A 13,715-nucleotide genomic window follows, 5' to 3' on the forward strand; every position below is an offset into this window, starting at 1 on the left:
TCCGTTTCCATATCGAGGCGCACCGCATGACCGGTATCACAAAGACAGATGTGCTCATTGTCGGGGCAGGGCCGGTCGGCCTGTTTGCCGTGTTCGAGCTCGGCCTCCTCGACATGAAGTGCCACCTGATCGACATTCTCGACCGGTCCGGTGGACAATGCGCGGAGCTCTATCCGGAAAAGCCGATCTACGACATTCCCGGCTGGCCATCGATCTCGGCGCAGGGCCTTGTCGACAAGCTGCTTGAGCAGATCGCGCCGTTCAAGCCGGACTTTACCTACAACCGCATGGTTTCCGGTCTTGAGAAACTCGAGGACGGTAGTTTTCGCCTGACCACCGACGAGAACGAGGTGTTCGAAGCCAAGGTGATTGTCATTGCCGCCGGCGGTGGCTCCTTCCAGCCGAAGCGCCCGCCGATCCCAGGCATCGAGCCCTATGAGGGCAAAAGCGTTTTCTACTCGGTTCGGAGGATGGAGGATTTTCGCGGCCACGACCTCGTCATTGTCGGTGGCGGCGACTCGGCGCTGGACTGGACGCTCAACCTGCAGCCGGTGGCCCGCAGCGTGACGCTTGTGCATCGGCGGCCCGAATTCCGCGCAGCGCCCGACAGCGTCAACAAGATGTATGCCATGCAGGAGATGAAGCAGCTGGAGTTCCAGGTTGGTCAGGTGACCGGACTGAGCGGTGCGGACGGCCAGCTTTCAGCCGCGACCATCAAGGGGCCTGATGGCGACATCGAGGTTCCCTGCACGCGCATGCTGCCGTTCTTCGGCCTGACAATGAAGCTCGGCCCGATCGCGGCATGGGGGCTCAATCTTCACGAGAACCTGATCCCGGTCGACACCGAGAAATTCCAGACGTCGGTTCTCGGCATCTTCGCGGTCGGCGACATCAACTGGTATCCCGGCAAGCTGAAGCTGATTCTGTCGGGATTCCACGAGGTGGCGCTGATGGCTCAGGCGGCCAAGCGCATCGTCAGCCCGGGTGAGCGCATCGTGTTCCAATACACGACCTCATCCACCAGCCTGCAGAAGAAGCTCGGCGTTTCAGGTTAGAGCTTTTTGCTGACGCAATTGCCGAGGGAAAACGCTGTGCGTTTTCCCGGAATTGCTCTTACTCCGCCAGGATCGGCGCCGGATTGTCCATATGGCCGCGAAGCTCCTTTTCGGGCATCAGCGTCAGCGTGATAAGCCCCAGCACCAAAGTGGCGGCGGCGACAAGAAAGATCATCTCGAACGGCAGGACCGATGCGACGTGGCCGGCCACTTGCACGCCTTCGCCGGCAAGCGGCAGCCCAAAGCCCAGGGCGACGGCGCCCAGCATCGCGACGCCGAGCGCACTCCCCAGCGAACGCAGGAAGGTCAGCACGCCGGTGGCGACGCCAAGGTGCATGCGGTCCACGGCGTTCTGTACTGATACGGTCGTCACCGGAAATGTCGTCCCGGTTCCCAATCCGATACACACGGTCAGGATTTCGACGACAAGCAGCGACGCATGCCCGGCGACAAAGGCCAGCAGGCCGAGGCACAGGATGGCGAAGATGACGCCGACCATTGCAATACGCTTGTAATGGGTGAAGCGCGGTATCAGGCGGCCGCTGGAAGCCGCGCCGCCAACGGTTCCAAGCAGAAGTCCGAGCATCGCAATGCCCGACTCGCTGGCCGTCAGGCCAAGTATCGATTGCAGATAGACGGGCAGATAGACGGCGAGCCCGACGCTGGAGGCCTGGAGCAGGAACATCGACAGCGTGCCGGCCAGGACGATCGGGTTGCCCAGCACTTCGAGCGAGATGAGCGGCTCGGCCGCCCGCATCAGTCGCAGGGCAAAGGCGCCCCAGAAAAGCGCCGATAAGGCCAGCACGCCAATGACCTCCGGCGATACCCAGGGATAGGCGCTGCCGCCCCAGTTCAATGCGAGCAGCAGCAGTGCCGTGGCGACGATCAGAAGTAGCGCGCCGAGGCCGTCGATGCTGTGGTTCTTGGCGGCGATCGGCAGCTTTTTGAGCGGCTTGTTGATGATTGCCATCGCAACGAAGCCGAGCGGAATGTTGATCCAGAAGATGAGCGACCAGTGCAGATGCTCGGCAAAGGTGCCGCCCAGCAGCGGCCCGGCAACGCTGGCGACGGCCCAGGTGCCGGAAAACCACGCAGCATAGCGTGCCCGCTCGCGCGGCGGCACGAGGTCGCCGACCACGGTCTGCGTCAAGGCGAACAGGCCACCGCCACCGGCTCCCTGGATCGCGCGTCCCAGGACGAGCACGAACATGTTGGGGGCCATGGCGCTGACCAGCGATCCGGCAAGGAAGATGAGGATCGCCGCATAGACGGTCGGCCGGCGCCCATAGACGTCGGAAATCTTGCCGTAGAGCGGCGCCACCGCGGTCGCGGTCAAGAGGTAGCCGGTGACGATCCAAGGCAGGTATTCGGCATGGCCGAGCGAGCGCCCGATGGTCGGCATGGCCGGCGCAACAATGGTCTGGTCGAGCGCCGCCAACAGCATCGACAGGAGCACGCCGCCAATGATGGCGTTCTTCTCACTCTCCGTTAGCGGAGGTGCTTCCTTGCTCACGACCTGATCCATCAATTCACTCCAGCTGCCCACTGCCGGGCATCTTCTCCAAGACCAATTCACGCTGCCGCCGTGCCAATGACGGCGACGCATGTCGGGGCCTTGGAATTCGGCTGTGGACCTCGTTGGGACGACGGGGCTTCGGATCCCGCCCTGCGGGATCGCCGGACTACCGACCGGCACGCGTTTCGTTCAACAGCGGCGCGGAAATAGCAGACGGCCCGTGAGGTGTCGAGGCAAGGGCGCCGCCAGTGCCTAAATCGTTACCAACTGGCCCAAGCTAACCTGGCAGCTGGCCATTCTGCATGCGTTCGAGGCGATAACGCATCAGCCGCACGATGCGGCTTTCGAAATTGGCACTTTCGACGCGGTCGAATTGCACCTGGGCCTGGTCATGCTTGGCCAGTATCGCGGCGGTGATTTCCGCGGCCTTGTCCCTGGCCGCCTGGCAAGTCTTCTGCGGGTAGGTGCCCTTCAGCGCATCCTCGAGCTCGCGGGCGTGGTTCTTGGCGATCTCGACATGGCGTTCCTCATGGCGCTTGATGTCGGCGGACAATGTGTCCCAGAACAGTTTCACATCCGGATCGACCTTGCGTGGCTGACGCCAATGCGGAAGGATCACCTTGACCTTGACGGTCACCTTGGCGTCCACAATCCGGCAAGAGTCCGATTTCTCCGCGTAGCTGGTGCGGGTGGTGAATGACATCTGTGTGGCGCCTGGATGCCGTGACCCGCCGCTGGTCTTCACCTCGGGCCCATGTTCCAAAAGCTGTTTCTGGATCTCGTCCAGCGTGCTGCCACGGATGGCAAAGTAGCTGTAGGTCTTTACAAGCGTCGCTGCGCCCGCCGGGGTGGTGGCGAGACCGAGCATAAGCGCGCAAAGCAGGGATCGTTTCATCATGTTGCCTCTTCGGTCACCTTGCTTTACGGCCGTTGCCGGCGCAACGGAATTGATCCCCGGTGGATCAAACATGGTTGATTGGCAATGATGACGAGGCGATGGCGGTTGGCGCACGGACGCCATCTCGACCTTGGTGACAAGGCCGTGGTTGTCGGCATCCTCAATGTCACGCCCGACAGTTTTTCCGATGGCGGCCTGTTCGATGTCCCGGAGCAGGCGATGGTCCAGGCGCGCCGCATGGCGGCGGAAGGGGCCTTGATCGTCGACATCGGCGGCGAATCAACCCGGCCAGACGCCCAGCCGGTATCCGCCAGCCAGGAGCAGGACCGCATCCTGCCGGTCATCGAGGCATTGGCGCGCTCCGGCGAAGTGCTGATTTCTGTCGATACCTACCGAGAGGAGACCGCCCGGCGCGCCATCGCGGCCGGCGCGCATATCGTCAATGACGTGTGGGGCCTCCAACGCGAGCCGGGCATCGCCAACGTCGCGGCGGAAACCGGCGCCGGGCTGATCATCATGCACACGGGCCGGGGGCGCCAGAAGCTGCCCGATGTTATCGACGACCAGTTGCTGTTCCTGAGAAGGTCACTGGAAATCGCCGCCGGCAGCGGCGTCGCCGACGACCAGATCATGCTCGACGCGGGCTTTGGTTTCGCCAAGGAGACCGCGGACGAAAATCTCGACCTGATGGCGCGGTTTTCCGAATTGCATGCGCTGGGCTTTCCGCTGATGGCCGGCACATCGCGAAAACGCTTCATAGGCACTGTTACCGGCCGCGACCCGATGGACAGGGGAGCCGGAACAGTCGCGACAAGCGTCATCCTGAGGCTCAAGGGCGCGCATCTGTTTCGCGTCCACGATGTCGCAATCAACGTGGACGCGTTGGCCGTAGCGGATGCTATGCTGGCACGCGAGACCAATCGGGCAGGACGCTGAGCAATGTACGTCATCCGCATGAAGAACTGCGCCTTCTTTGCCCGCCATGGCGTGCTGGACGAGGAGGAGACGCTTGGCCAGCGCTTCTATGTCGATGCCGCTCTTACGGTCGAGCCGGGCCGGGCGCTCGTCGATGATTCAATCGAAGAGACCGTCAATTACGGCATTGCCTTCACGGTGATCGAAAAGATCGTCACCGGACACCGGCGCTTCCTCATCGAGGCCCTGGCACTTGAAGTGGCAAAGGCTTTGACGGACCGCTTTCCCCAGATCAAGAAAGCCGAAATCACGGTGCGCAAGCCGAACGCGCCGGTGCCCGGTGTGCTCGATCATGTCGAGGTGACCGTTGCCTGGCCAGAATAACACCGTCTATCTGAGCCTGGGCGGCAATCTTGGCGATCCAGCGCAATCGATGGGGGCAGCGTTGCGCATCCTGGATGCCGACGACAGCACGCGCGTTGTCGCGGTTTCCTCGCTCTATCGAACACCCCCCTGGGGCAAGCTCGACCAGCCTGATTTTCTCAATGTGGCGGCCGAAATTTCCACGACACTGGCGCCGCGCGCACTGCTTGCGCTGTGTCTGGATGCCGAGCGCAAGCTGAAGAGAGTGCGCGAGGAGCGCTGGGGTCCGCGGCTGATCGACATCGACATTCTGGTGTATGGCAAGCGCATCATCCACGAGACCGGGCTGGAAGTGCCGCATCCACGCATGCTGGAGCGCGCCTTCGTCCTGGCGCCCCTGGCAGAGATCGCACCCGGCCTCGCGGTTGGCGGCAGAAGCGTGGCTGAACGGCTCAATGCCGTTGACGCCGCAGGCATAGAGCGGCTGCCTACCGGCCGCGACTGGTGGCAGGCCTGAGCGGTACTTGCCCAGGCGCGTTGAGCGCTCAGCCTGAAAAGCCGCCCTCATCGAGAAAGGCCTGTTCCTCCGGCGTTGTTTCTCTGCCGAGCACGCGGTTTCTATGCGGGAAGCGGCCGAAGCGCTGGATGATGTCGCGATGCTCTATCGCATATTTGAGATAGGCCTCGGCCCCGGCGGTCGTTAGCCTCATCGATTCGATCTGATCCGCGAGAAGCTCCGAATGCTCGTAAGGCAAATAGAGAAAGACGCGGATTTCCGCGTCGAGCGCCATGTCGTGGCCGGCGGCGATTGCCTTTCCGGCAAAATACCGCGCCAGAGGATCGGTGGCGAACATATGGCCCGTGCCGCGAAAGCAGTTCCTCGGAAACTGGTCGAGCAGGACCATCAGCGCCAGAGAGCCTTCCGCATGATCTGCCCAGCCGTCACATTCGCGCCGCGCGGCGGCGTAGTGAAGCTCGAGGAACTGGTCCCGAAAGTCCGCATCGAAGGCGTCGTTTTTCTCGAACCATGCATCGGGTCCGGCGTCGCGCCAGAATTTGGTGACCGACAGGGCATTGGCGTCCAATTTCAAAATCAAGTCCTTTGTCCATCCGCGGGCGTGGATTTGTGCAGCACGCTCGCGGTCTCTTCATTGAGCGCCTGACCGGGGCGCCGTGGCTGGGCAAGCGGTGTCGGGATGGGCGTGCCGATATTGCCTTTCAGGAAGCGCTGTCCGGCCCGGATGCCCTCGGCGAGCTGCAGCTCGAAACGGGCGGCATCGCGCCGCCGGACGTCTTCGATCACATCGGCCACTTCTTCCGGATCGACGCCCAACGCCTCCAGAGTCGACCCGCCAAACACAAGCGCCGACTCGAATGTTTCTCGCAGCTGGAAGTCGACCCCGGCACGAATCAGCTGCAATGCAGTTCCACGGTCGAAAGCGCGGGCAAGAACGGTCAGCAGCGGGAACTCTGCCTTGATGAGTTCGGCGATGCGCACCGCGACATCGGCCTTGTCGACGCAGATGAGCACGGCGCGCGCGCGCCCGGCGCCGGCCGCGTGGAGGATGTCCAGCCGCGTGCCGTCGCCATAATAGACCTTGAAGCCGAAATCGGCGGCCGCCTGGATCATTTCGACGTCATTGTCGATGATCGAGACATCGATGCCGCGCAGAAGCAGCGGTTGGCTGGCGATCTGGCCGAAGCGGCCGAAGCCGATGACCAGGACGCTGCCGGTAAGGCCTTCGGCTACGTCGACCCCTTCGAGAGACTGTTCATCGCGTGGTGTCAGGTAGCGCAATGCGACAATCGCCAGCGGCGTCAGCACCATGGAGATGATGACGATTGCCGTGAGCGTCGCATTGGCCTGGCTGTCGATGATGCCAACAGCGGCCGCGGCCGAATAGAGAACGAAAGCGAATTCACCGCCTTGCGCCATGAAGACCGCACGCTCGAGCGCTTCCTTGTGGCCGGTTTTCAGCACGCGGGCGACGGCATAGATGGCGATTGCCTTCATCACCATGTAGGCGACGACATAGATGGCTATCAGCCGCCAGTTGTCGACCACGACATGCAGGTCGAGGGACATGCCGACGGCAAGGAAGAACAGTCCGAGCAGGATGCCACGGAAAGGCTCGATGTCAGCCTCCAGCTGATGACGGAATGTCGATTCGGACAAGAGTACGCCGGCGAGGAACGCGCCCATCGCCATCGACAGGCCGCTGAGCTGCATGACGAGCGCGGAGCCCAGCACGACCAGAAGTGCCGCGGCCGTCATCACCTCGCGGGCGCGGGCGTCCGCCAGGATGCGGAAGAACGGGTTGAGCAGGTAGCGCCCGGCCAGCACCAGCCCGACGATCGCGCCCAGGCCGATGCCGACTTCCGTCAACCGCTCGGTCAGGCTGGTATCGGCGCCGCCCGGCGCCAGGAAGGCGATCAGGGCCAGGAGCGGCACGATTGCCAGATCCTCCAGCAGCAGAATGGACACGACCCGCTGGCCTTTGGGTGAAGCCATTTCGCCGCGCTCTTCCAGAATCTGCATGACGATAGCCGTCGACGTCAGAACGAAACCGGCGCCCGCGACGAAGGACTGGGAGATCGAGAAACCGCCCGCCAGGCCGACGCCGGTCAGCAACAGCGCGCACATGCCGACCTGCAGCGCGCCGAGGCCAAAAATCTCCCGGCGCAGGCCCCAGAGCCTCGATGGCTGCATTTCCAGCCCGATAATGAACAGGAACATGACGACGCCGAGCTCGGCGACATGAAGGATGGCCTGCGATTCGGAAAAGATGCCGATGCCGAATGGGCCGATGATCACGCCGGCGGCCAGATAGCCAAGGATGGAGCCAAGCCCCAGCCGCTTGAAAATGGGCACCGAGACAACGCCAGCGGCCAGCAGCGCCACCACCTGGACGAGATCGCTGCCCGCTGCCTCTGCCGCCATGCCGATCGTTCCATTCGTTCGAGGATAGCCGCGCACGCAGCCGTACAAGGTGGCGAAGATAGGGGCTTCGGTGGAAATCGAACAGTGCGAAATCCGAACCCAGCAATATTGCAGGCGCGTTACACAAGTTTACGTCGGGGTTGCGTTGCTTGTTGCCGCAATCGAGGGTTATGGACGCTCGGCTTCGGCCATTGAAGGGCGGACGACGATCAAGTCGCGGCCCTTTTTGAGGAGATGACTGACATGAAGAAGTTTTTGCTTGTTGCCGTTGGTGTTGCGGCACTCGCCGGTTCCGCCTGTTCCAAGGCGCCGGAGTGCACCACCGAAATGCTGACCAAGAAGGGCCAGGATCTGACCGCGGCGCTGCAGGCCGCGATTACCAAGGATCCGTCCAAAGCGGCCGATCTCACGGCCAAGGTTCAGGCGGTGACCACCAAGTACCAGGGCGCCACGACGGCGGCCGAGGCCTGCAAGGCCTATGACGACATGATCGCGGCGGTCAAAGGCTGAGCTGGAATCATTGACAATGCGAAAGCGGCGGCCAATGGCCGCCGCTTTTTTATGAACTCGGTCGATGATGCTTCAGTTCGGTGTGATGGAGCCGACCTCGACCGCATCGACACGCTTCAAGCTCATGCCGATGACCGGCACCAACTGTTCGTCGACGCGCACTGCAATGGTCACGGTCATCGAATTGTCGTCGGGGATGCGAGCCTGCATGACGCCGCGCAACTGATTGCGGTTGATGGTGAAGACGACCTTGTGGGCGTCGACAACGTTGCCGCCGATAATGTCGAGGCCGGAGCCAGCGGCTCCGCCCATGAAACTGCCCTTGTAGCCTTCGCGGCCCTTGTGTTCGATCGTTGCCGACATGGCCTGAGTGAACACGCCGACGCGGCAACCGCCGTCGAGCGTCATGCCGAGCTTGGTGCCCGGTGTCGTGCCGGTGAAGGTGCAGGTGAATTTCGTGCCCTTGTACTTGCCGGCGATGATTTCTCCCGGGCCGACCCACTTGCCTTCGGCTGTCTGGAAGAACTGCTTGTCAGGCTCCGCGGAGAAAGCCTTTTCGACCAGGCTGACCGTCGTGGCTGCAGCGATCGCCATGGGCAGAACGCTGGACAATATTACGCTTTTCATCGACGACACCCGGCAACAAAGAGACTGTTTGGAACTCAACCGACCATGAACAAGATTGGTTAATGCTTCGTCACTGCCGGACGATCATCTTGCATCCTTGAGGCATCGAACAGCGATGCCGTTCACCTGCCGGAGGTGGCCGTTTCGCTGTCTTTCTTCGTTGCAAAAGATGTCAGTGCTGAGAGGAAATCGCCCATGCCCGGCCGTCGGGAGGCGCTGAAGGGCAGGGGTCTTGCCGTTTCCATCGCCGCGATGCCGATGCGCGCCGTCATCATGCCGTTGACGACGCCTTCGCCGAGCTTTGCGGAGAGCCGCGCGGCCAGGCCATGGCCGACGATCTGCTGAACGAAACTGTCGCCGACGGCAATCGATCCGGTGACCGCCAGATGGGCAAGGACGCTTCGCGCGAGGCGGAAAAAGCCCAGCGTGCCCGGCCGCCCGCCATAAAGTTCCGACAGGCGCCGGATCAGCCGGCCCGCCTCGAACACGACATAGGCGACGTCGACCAGCGCGCGCGGGCTGACCGCCGTCACCAGCGAAACACGCTTCGCGGCCTCGAGGATCATCACCTTGGCGCGGGCATCGAGAGGGCCAAGGATTTCCGCTTCGGCCAGCCGCACCAGGTTGCCGCCATCAATGATTTCGCCGCGCAGCTCCGCCAGCGAACGCCTGCCGGCCGCGGTCTCGGGCTTGCCCGCGACAAAGGCTGACAACTCGTCCACGACGGCTCGCGCGGCCTTCGGATCGTCGCGGGCGATAGCGTCGAGCGCCCGTTTCTGCAGTTTTTCGACTTCGGCGAGGCGGGCGATCGCCAGGAATTCGCGGATCAGGATCACCACAAGCGCCAGCACGGCGATGGCGGCCATGCCGGCGGCCAACCAACCCAGCCATGCGGCGCGCTCGAACAGGTCGCGAATCAGCTGGTCGGTCCACAGGCCTACAGCTAGCGAAACCAGCACGCCGAACGCGCCGAAGAAGATGCTGCCGAGCAACGAGTGTTTCTTGGGCGCAACCGATGGCGGTGGCTCGGCGGCGATCATGTCAGGCTCGTCGAAGACATCGATCTCCGCCGGCACGACAACGGCGACTTCGGCCCTGACGGCTCGTGGCCTTCGCATCGGCTGCTCGGCATGGGTGCGGGGGGCTTCCCGCGCTTCTTGCTTGGGCGCGGCTTCCGGCTCGATGCGGAATGCCGCCGGCTTGCGGGGCGAGCTCATGCCAGGTGATCTCCGATCAGGAACTGCAGCGCGCGGTCGAGCCTGATATGCGGCAATGACAATGTCACGCCCTCGGCCGTGCGTTCGAGTTTGGGCGGGCGGAAACGGACGAAGCGGATGGCCGGATCGTCATTATTCTGACGATAATCCGGTTCGGAGGCTTCAAAGACAGCATCAATCTTCTCCGGCAAGTCACCGGGAAATATGGCTGTTTCGGTGTTGCCATCAAAGGTCTCGCCGTTGATCTTTTCGCCCTTCAGCGGCGTGCCGATGATGACCGGCAGTGTTTCGCTGCCCTGTTTCACCGTGCCTTCCCGGGTCGCGCGCACCGCTGCCATGGCCACCACGTCGACATCCGCGCCAGTGAAATTCGCCCGCGCGACAGCGCGGTCGGCAAGCCGCCGCACGATCGCCTGCAGACGGTCGTGGCTTTCATGATGCAAATGGTCGGCTTTCGTCGCGGCGACCAGTATGCGGTCGATGCGCCGCGAAAACAGGTCCGTCAGGAAGCTGCCGCGGCCGGGACGGAAACAGGACAGGATTTCGGTAACGGCCCGTTCCAGGTCGGCCATGGCGCCCGGGCCGGCATTTAGCGCCTGCATGGCGTCGATCAGCACGATCTGACGGTCGAGTCGCGTGATATGCTCGCGGAAGAACGGCTTTACGACATGGGTCTTGTAGGCCTCGTAGCGCCGTTCCATCATGGCATGCAGCGATCCGGGACGGGCCCGTTTTTCACCGATATCCCGCAGTGGTGCGAAAGTCAGCGCCGGCGAACCTTCAAGATCGCCCGGCATGAGGAAGCGACCGGGTGGCAAGGTCGAGAGAGCCCGCTCGTCGAGCTTGCATGCTTTGAGATAGGCCGCGAAACTTTCGGCGAGGCGCCGGGCCGTCATCTCGTCGGAATCCGTATTCGCGCTAACCTCGCCCGACAGGGCCCGCCACTCCCGCGACAGGTCGGCGCGCACCGGCAGCCCGGCCATCTCGAAGGCCTCACGCGAGAAATCGGCGTAGGATTTGCCCAACAGCGGAAGATCGAGCAGCCACTCGCCGGGATAGTCGACGATGTCGAGCGACAGCTTGCCGGCCGAGAACATGCGGCTCCAGCCGGACGCCGATTCATACTCGATGGTGAGTCTCAGTTCCGAAATGGCGCGCGTCGAATCCGGCCAGACGCGGTCATTCACCAGTGCGGCGATGTGATCCTCGTACTGAAAGCGAGGCACGGCATCGTCGGGTTGCTCTTCGAGGAAAGCACGTGCGATGCGTCCCGACTTTTGCGCCTCGAACAGCGGCAGGCGCCCGCCATGGATCAGATTGTGCACCAGCGCCGAAATGAACACTGTCTTGCCGGCGCGTGACAGCCCGGTCACGCCAAGCCGCAACGACGGTGAGAACATCCCTGTCGCGCGGCCCGACAGTGTGTCGAGCGCAATTCTCGCCTCGTCGGTGAAGGTGGTCAGCGATGATGCCAAAATCTGCTCTCTCGGGCTTGGGTCGTGACCCCTTGGTAGGCTCCGATATAGGCAATGGAGTCCGGCTTTGAAATGGCGTCAGGGATCGGCGGGCGTCAGGAAGGCGTCGAGATGGCCCGAGCCGCGGGCCGCATCGGCAAGATTGCCGGGGAAGCTGATGACCGCGAGACCGGAAGTTGGGAAACCCTGGTTCAGCGTCGCCAGGGCTGCTTCGTCCCCGCCGCCCGCGACCGCCATGGCGAGATCCTCCATCATCGGGTTGTGGCCGATGACGAGCAGGGAGCCTGGCCCGCCATTGCCGCGGATGATCGCCAGATAGCCGGCGGCGTCGTCGCTGTAGAGTGTGTCCAGGAACAGGACCCGGCCGGTGTCCGTCTGTCCGGCCAGGCCCTCCAGCGTTTCACGTGCACGTCTTGCATTGGAGCATAGGGTGAGATCCGGAACGTAGGAGCGGGTGCGCATCGCGGTGCCCATCTTTTCGGCGTCGGCAAGGCCCGATGCGTCCAGCGGACGGTCGAAATCGCGGACGCCGGGAAGCGCCCATCCGGCCTTGGCATGTCTCAACAGATAAAGTCTGCTCACCGAACCCCCGTTGGTGTTGAGCGGCGAAGCCCGCCTAAGACGATACAGGATTAGCCACCAGAAAGGCTTGGCGCACAATGGCCGCTGTCCTTCACGCCTAGGGAATCACCAGCGAATTTGCTGTTGTCGACACTGTAAAAGGGCACGCCAATGCCTCGTTTGCGGGCGCTAACAATTGCGTGAGAGCGTGGCCGATTGCGCTTGTGCAGGCGTCGGACGGCGAATATATAAGCGCAAAATTTGGGGCTGTTTGGGTGAGTCGAATGAACGACATCGTTACCGCCGATTACGTACCCTCCGAAGACGAGCCGTTCATGAACGAACGGCAGAAATCCTACTTTCGCCTGAAACTCGTTACCTGGAAGAACGACATATTGCGCGAAGCGCGCGAAACTCTCGAAATCCTGCAGCAGGAAAACGCCAACCATCCCGATCTCGCCGACCGTGCTTCCTCGGAAACCGACCGTGCCATCGAGCTTCGCGCTCGTGATCGCCAGCGAAAACTCATTTCAAAGATCGATTCCGCCCTGCAACGCATCGATGAAGGCACTTATGGTTATTGCGAGGAAACCGGCGAGCCGATCGCGCTGAAGCGCCTTGATGCACGCCCGATCGCAACCTTGTCGATCGAAGCGCAGGAACGCCACGAGCGCCGCGAAAAAGTCTATCGCGACGACTGAGCGTAACGAATCGGCAAGCGGACATTTGCAGAGACGTTTTTCAGTGGTCGCGGTTCGCGGCCATTTTTATGCGCGTTGCCTGGCTATCTCTTCTGACTGGAGAGCTCGCCCAGCAGCTTCGTCATCTCGTCATCGAGAGACGGCGGCGCCTTTGGCGCGGTTTTACCCAACGGCGCGCCGGACCGGGGTTGTTCAAGCGAAACTTCGAGTTCCTTCATCAGCGTATCGTCGATGGAGTCCTGTCTCGCCGGCGGCGCTTGCCGGCTGGCATTGGCATTCCCCGCCCCATAGACGGGCAGCGGTTTCACATTGGCCGGCTGGTAGTTCTGTGCGGCTGGTTTCGGCGTTGGTGCCGGAGCTGGCGCTGGAACCGGCGCCGGCATCGCCGGGCGAGGGCGCGCTGGTGCTGGGGGAGCAGAAGGGGCCACATTCACCGGCTGTGGAGCCGGCGCCTGCCTGATCGGCGCAGGAGCGGGTGCCGGGGCAGGTTGCGGCGCGCGCGGCCTGGGCGCCGGAGGAGCCGGCTGATGGCCACCATCTCCGGTCAGCGCCGGGCGGCGCGGCGCCGACAGCCGGATGTCGCGTTCGACGACGACATCGGTCGGACCGCCAATCAGCAACAGGTGCTCGATATCGTCACGGCGCACCAGCACCAGCCGGCGATGGCTGTCGACCGCGGTGGCATCCATGACGGCCAGCCGCGTCTTGCGGTTCCTGCCACCGGCGACAAAGGTTCCGAAAGTCAGGTTGCGGACCAGCTTGATGATGACGAGAACGATGACCAGGAGGACAAGCGCGGCAAACGTCCACAGGAGTGCCGCGGCATAGCCGGGACCCGCCACGCTATCGAGCCATTGCAGCATTGGTTCCCCCTGAGCGGTCTTTGAAGTGACGCGACACTAGACCGTTGCGGCAGGCCACCGCAAGTTGCCTTTC

Annotated in this window: 15 protein-coding genes; 6 read left to right on the forward strand and 9 right to left on the reverse strand. The window is 62.8% G+C overall.

Going from position 1 to position 13,715, the window contains the following annotated elements; translation table 11 throughout:
* Nucleotides 1-26: 26 nt before the first annotated feature.
* Nucleotides 27-1,055 carry an NAD(P)/FAD-dependent oxidoreductase gene (locus tag ABVQ20_RS06275; RefSeq protein WP_354458680.1) on the forward strand — a complete coding sequence of 343 codons (1,029 nt, stop codon included), beginning with the start codon at nucleotides 27-29 and terminating at the stop codon, nucleotides 1,053-1,055.
* A gap of 58 nt (nucleotides 1,056-1,113) precedes the next feature.
* On the opposite strand, the gene ABVQ20_RS06280 is transcribed toward ABVQ20_RS06275, so the two are convergent.
* Nucleotides 1,114-2,580 (reverse strand): MDR family MFS transporter, encoded by a 1,467-nt coding sequence (locus ABVQ20_RS06280; protein ID WP_354458681.1) that lies wholly within the window; start codon nucleotides 2,578-2,580, stop codon nucleotides 1,114-1,116.
* 268 nt (nucleotides 2,581-2,848) lie between these two features.
* The gene (locus ABVQ20_RS06285) at nucleotides 2,849-3,469 is read right to left on the reverse strand and encodes a DUF922 domain-containing Zn-dependent protease (protein WP_354458682.1); all 621 of its coding nucleotides are present in this window, start codon (nucleotides 3,467-3,469) and stop codon (nucleotides 2,849-2,851) included.
* A gap of 84 nt (nucleotides 3,470-3,553) precedes the next feature.
* On the opposite strand from ABVQ20_RS06285, the gene folP reads away from it, so the two are divergent.
* Genes folP through folK form a run of 3 tightly spaced genes read left to right on the forward strand, consistent with a single transcriptional unit; the run spans nucleotide 3,554 to nucleotide 5,264 of the window.
* Nucleotides 3,554-4,405 (forward strand): dihydropteroate synthase, encoded by an 852-nt coding sequence (folP, locus tag ABVQ20_RS06290; RefSeq protein ID WP_354458683.1) that lies wholly within the window; start codon nucleotides 3,554-3,556, stop codon nucleotides 4,403-4,405.
* 3 nt (nucleotides 4,406-4,408) lie between these two features.
* Nucleotides 4,409-4,768, forward strand: coding sequence for a dihydroneopterin aldolase (folB, locus tag ABVQ20_RS06295; protein WP_354458684.1), 360 nt, complete (start codon nucleotides 4,409-4,411; stop codon nucleotides 4,766-4,768).
* Entirely contained in the window at nucleotides 4,752-5,264 is a 513-nt protein-coding gene (gene folK, locus ABVQ20_RS06300; RefSeq protein WP_354458685.1) for a 2-amino-4-hydroxy-6-hydroxymethyldihydropteridine diphosphokinase, read from the forward strand. Before folB ends, folK begins: the two co-directional genes overlap by 17 nt.
* Before the next feature lie 28 nt (nucleotides 5,265-5,292).
* Here the strand turns inward: folK and ABVQ20_RS06305 are convergent, their stop codons facing one another.
* Both ABVQ20_RS06305 and ABVQ20_RS06310 read right to left on the reverse strand, forming a co-directional pair.
* Nucleotides 5,293-5,838 carry a DUF924 family protein gene (locus ABVQ20_RS06305; protein ID WP_354462136.1) on the reverse strand — a complete coding sequence of 182 codons (546 nt, stop codon included), beginning with the start codon at nucleotides 5,836-5,838 and terminating at the stop codon, nucleotides 5,293-5,295.
* Between the two features lie 2 nt (nucleotides 5,839-5,840).
* Nucleotides 5,841-7,688 carry a monovalent cation:proton antiporter-2 (CPA2) family protein gene (locus tag ABVQ20_RS06310; protein ID WP_354458686.1) on the reverse strand — a complete coding sequence of 616 codons (1,848 nt, stop codon included), beginning with the start codon at nucleotides 7,686-7,688 and terminating at the stop codon, nucleotides 5,841-5,843.
* A 243-nt stretch (nucleotides 7,689-7,931) separates the two neighbouring features.
* Between ABVQ20_RS06310 and ABVQ20_RS06315 the strand changes: the two genes are divergently transcribed.
* Complete coding sequence (locus tag ABVQ20_RS06315) at nucleotides 7,932-8,198, forward strand: hypothetical protein (RefSeq protein WP_354458687.1); 267 nt, start codon at nucleotides 7,932-7,934, stop codon at nucleotides 8,196-8,198.
* A gap of 72 nt (nucleotides 8,199-8,270) precedes the next feature.
* Here the strand turns inward: ABVQ20_RS06315 and ABVQ20_RS06320 are convergent, their stop codons facing one another.
* From ABVQ20_RS06320 to ABVQ20_RS06335, 4 genes are all read right to left on the reverse strand, one after another.
* A complete protein-coding gene (locus tag ABVQ20_RS06320; protein WP_354462137.1) occupies nucleotides 8,271-8,792 on the reverse strand; it encodes a hypothetical protein in 522 nt (173 codons plus the stop codon).
* Between the two features lie 155 nt (nucleotides 8,793-8,947).
* Complete coding sequence (locus ABVQ20_RS06325; RefSeq protein ID WP_354458688.1) at nucleotides 8,948-10,042, reverse strand: YcjF family protein; 1,095 nt, start codon at nucleotides 10,040-10,042, stop codon at nucleotides 8,948-8,950.
* Complete coding sequence (locus ABVQ20_RS06330) at nucleotides 10,039-11,517, reverse strand: YcjX family GTP-binding protein (RefSeq protein WP_354458689.1); 1,479 nt, start codon at nucleotides 11,515-11,517, stop codon at nucleotides 10,039-10,041. Before ABVQ20_RS06330 ends, ABVQ20_RS06325 begins: the two co-directional genes overlap by 4 nt.
* A gap of 78 nt (nucleotides 11,518-11,595) precedes the next feature.
* Complete coding sequence (locus tag ABVQ20_RS06335) at nucleotides 11,596-12,099, reverse strand: SixA phosphatase family protein (RefSeq protein WP_354458690.1); 504 nt, start codon at nucleotides 12,097-12,099, stop codon at nucleotides 11,596-11,598.
* 263 nt (nucleotides 12,100-12,362) lie between these two features.
* On the opposite strand from ABVQ20_RS06335, the gene dksA reads away from it, so the two are divergent.
* On the forward strand, nucleotides 12,363-12,779 hold the full coding sequence (dksA, locus tag ABVQ20_RS06340) for an RNA polymerase-binding protein DksA (RefSeq protein WP_006202025.1): 417 nt from the start codon (nucleotides 12,363-12,365) through the stop codon (nucleotides 12,777-12,779).
* Nucleotides 12,780-12,862: 83 nt separating this feature from the next.
* Here the strand turns inward: dksA and ABVQ20_RS06345 are convergent, their stop codons facing one another.
* On the reverse strand, nucleotides 12,863-13,642 hold the full coding sequence (locus tag ABVQ20_RS06345) for a hypothetical protein (protein ID WP_354458691.1): 780 nt from the start codon (nucleotides 13,640-13,642) through the stop codon (nucleotides 12,863-12,865).
* Nucleotides 13,643-13,715 lie beyond the last annotated feature (73 nt).

Origin of the sequence: Mesorhizobium shangrilense (genome assembly GCF_040537815.1) — a bacterium.
GTDB classification, from domain to species: Bacteria; Pseudomonadota; Alphaproteobacteria; order Rhizobiales; family Rhizobiaceae; genus Mesorhizobium; species Mesorhizobium shangrilense.

Coding starts and splice junctions, on each gene's coding strand:
- ABVQ20_RS06275 (WP_354458680.1), top strand. CDS start 27: ATGACCGGTATCACAAAGACAGATGTGCTCATTGTCGGGGCAGGGCCG.
- ABVQ20_RS06280 (WP_354458681.1), bottom strand. CDS start 2,580: ATGGATCAGGTCGTGAGCAAGGAAGCACCTCCGCTAACGGAGAGTGAG.
- ABVQ20_RS06285 (WP_354458682.1), bottom strand. CDS start 3,469: ATGATGAAACGATCCCTGCTTTGCGCGCTTATGCTCGGTCTCGCCACC.
- folP (WP_354458683.1), top strand. CDS start 3,554: ATGATGACGAGGCGATGGCGGTTGGCGCACGGACGCCATCTCGACCTT.
- folB (WP_354458684.1), top strand. CDS start 4,409: ATGTACGTCATCCGCATGAAGAACTGCGCCTTCTTTGCCCGCCATGGC.
- ABVQ20_RS06310 (WP_354458686.1), bottom strand. CDS start 7,688: ATGGCGGCAGAGGCAGCGGGCAGCGATCTCGTCCAGGTGGTGGCGCTG.
- ABVQ20_RS06315 (WP_354458687.1), top strand. CDS start 7,932: ATGAAGAAGTTTTTGCTTGTTGCCGTTGGTGTTGCGGCACTCGCCGGT.
- ABVQ20_RS06320 (WP_354462137.1), bottom strand. CDS start 8,792: ATGGCGATCGCTGCAGCCACGACGGTCAGCCTGGTCGAAAAGGCTTTC.
- ABVQ20_RS06325 (WP_354458688.1), bottom strand. CDS start 10,042: ATGAGCTCGCCCCGCAAGCCGGCGGCATTCCGCATCGAGCCGGAAGCC.
- dksA (WP_006202025.1), top strand. CDS start 12,363: ATGAACGACATCGTTACCGCCGATTACGTACCCTCCGAAGACGAGCCG.
- ABVQ20_RS06345 (WP_354458691.1), bottom strand. CDS start 13,642: ATGCTGCAATGGCTCGATAGCGTGGCGGGTCCCGGCTATGCCGCGGCA.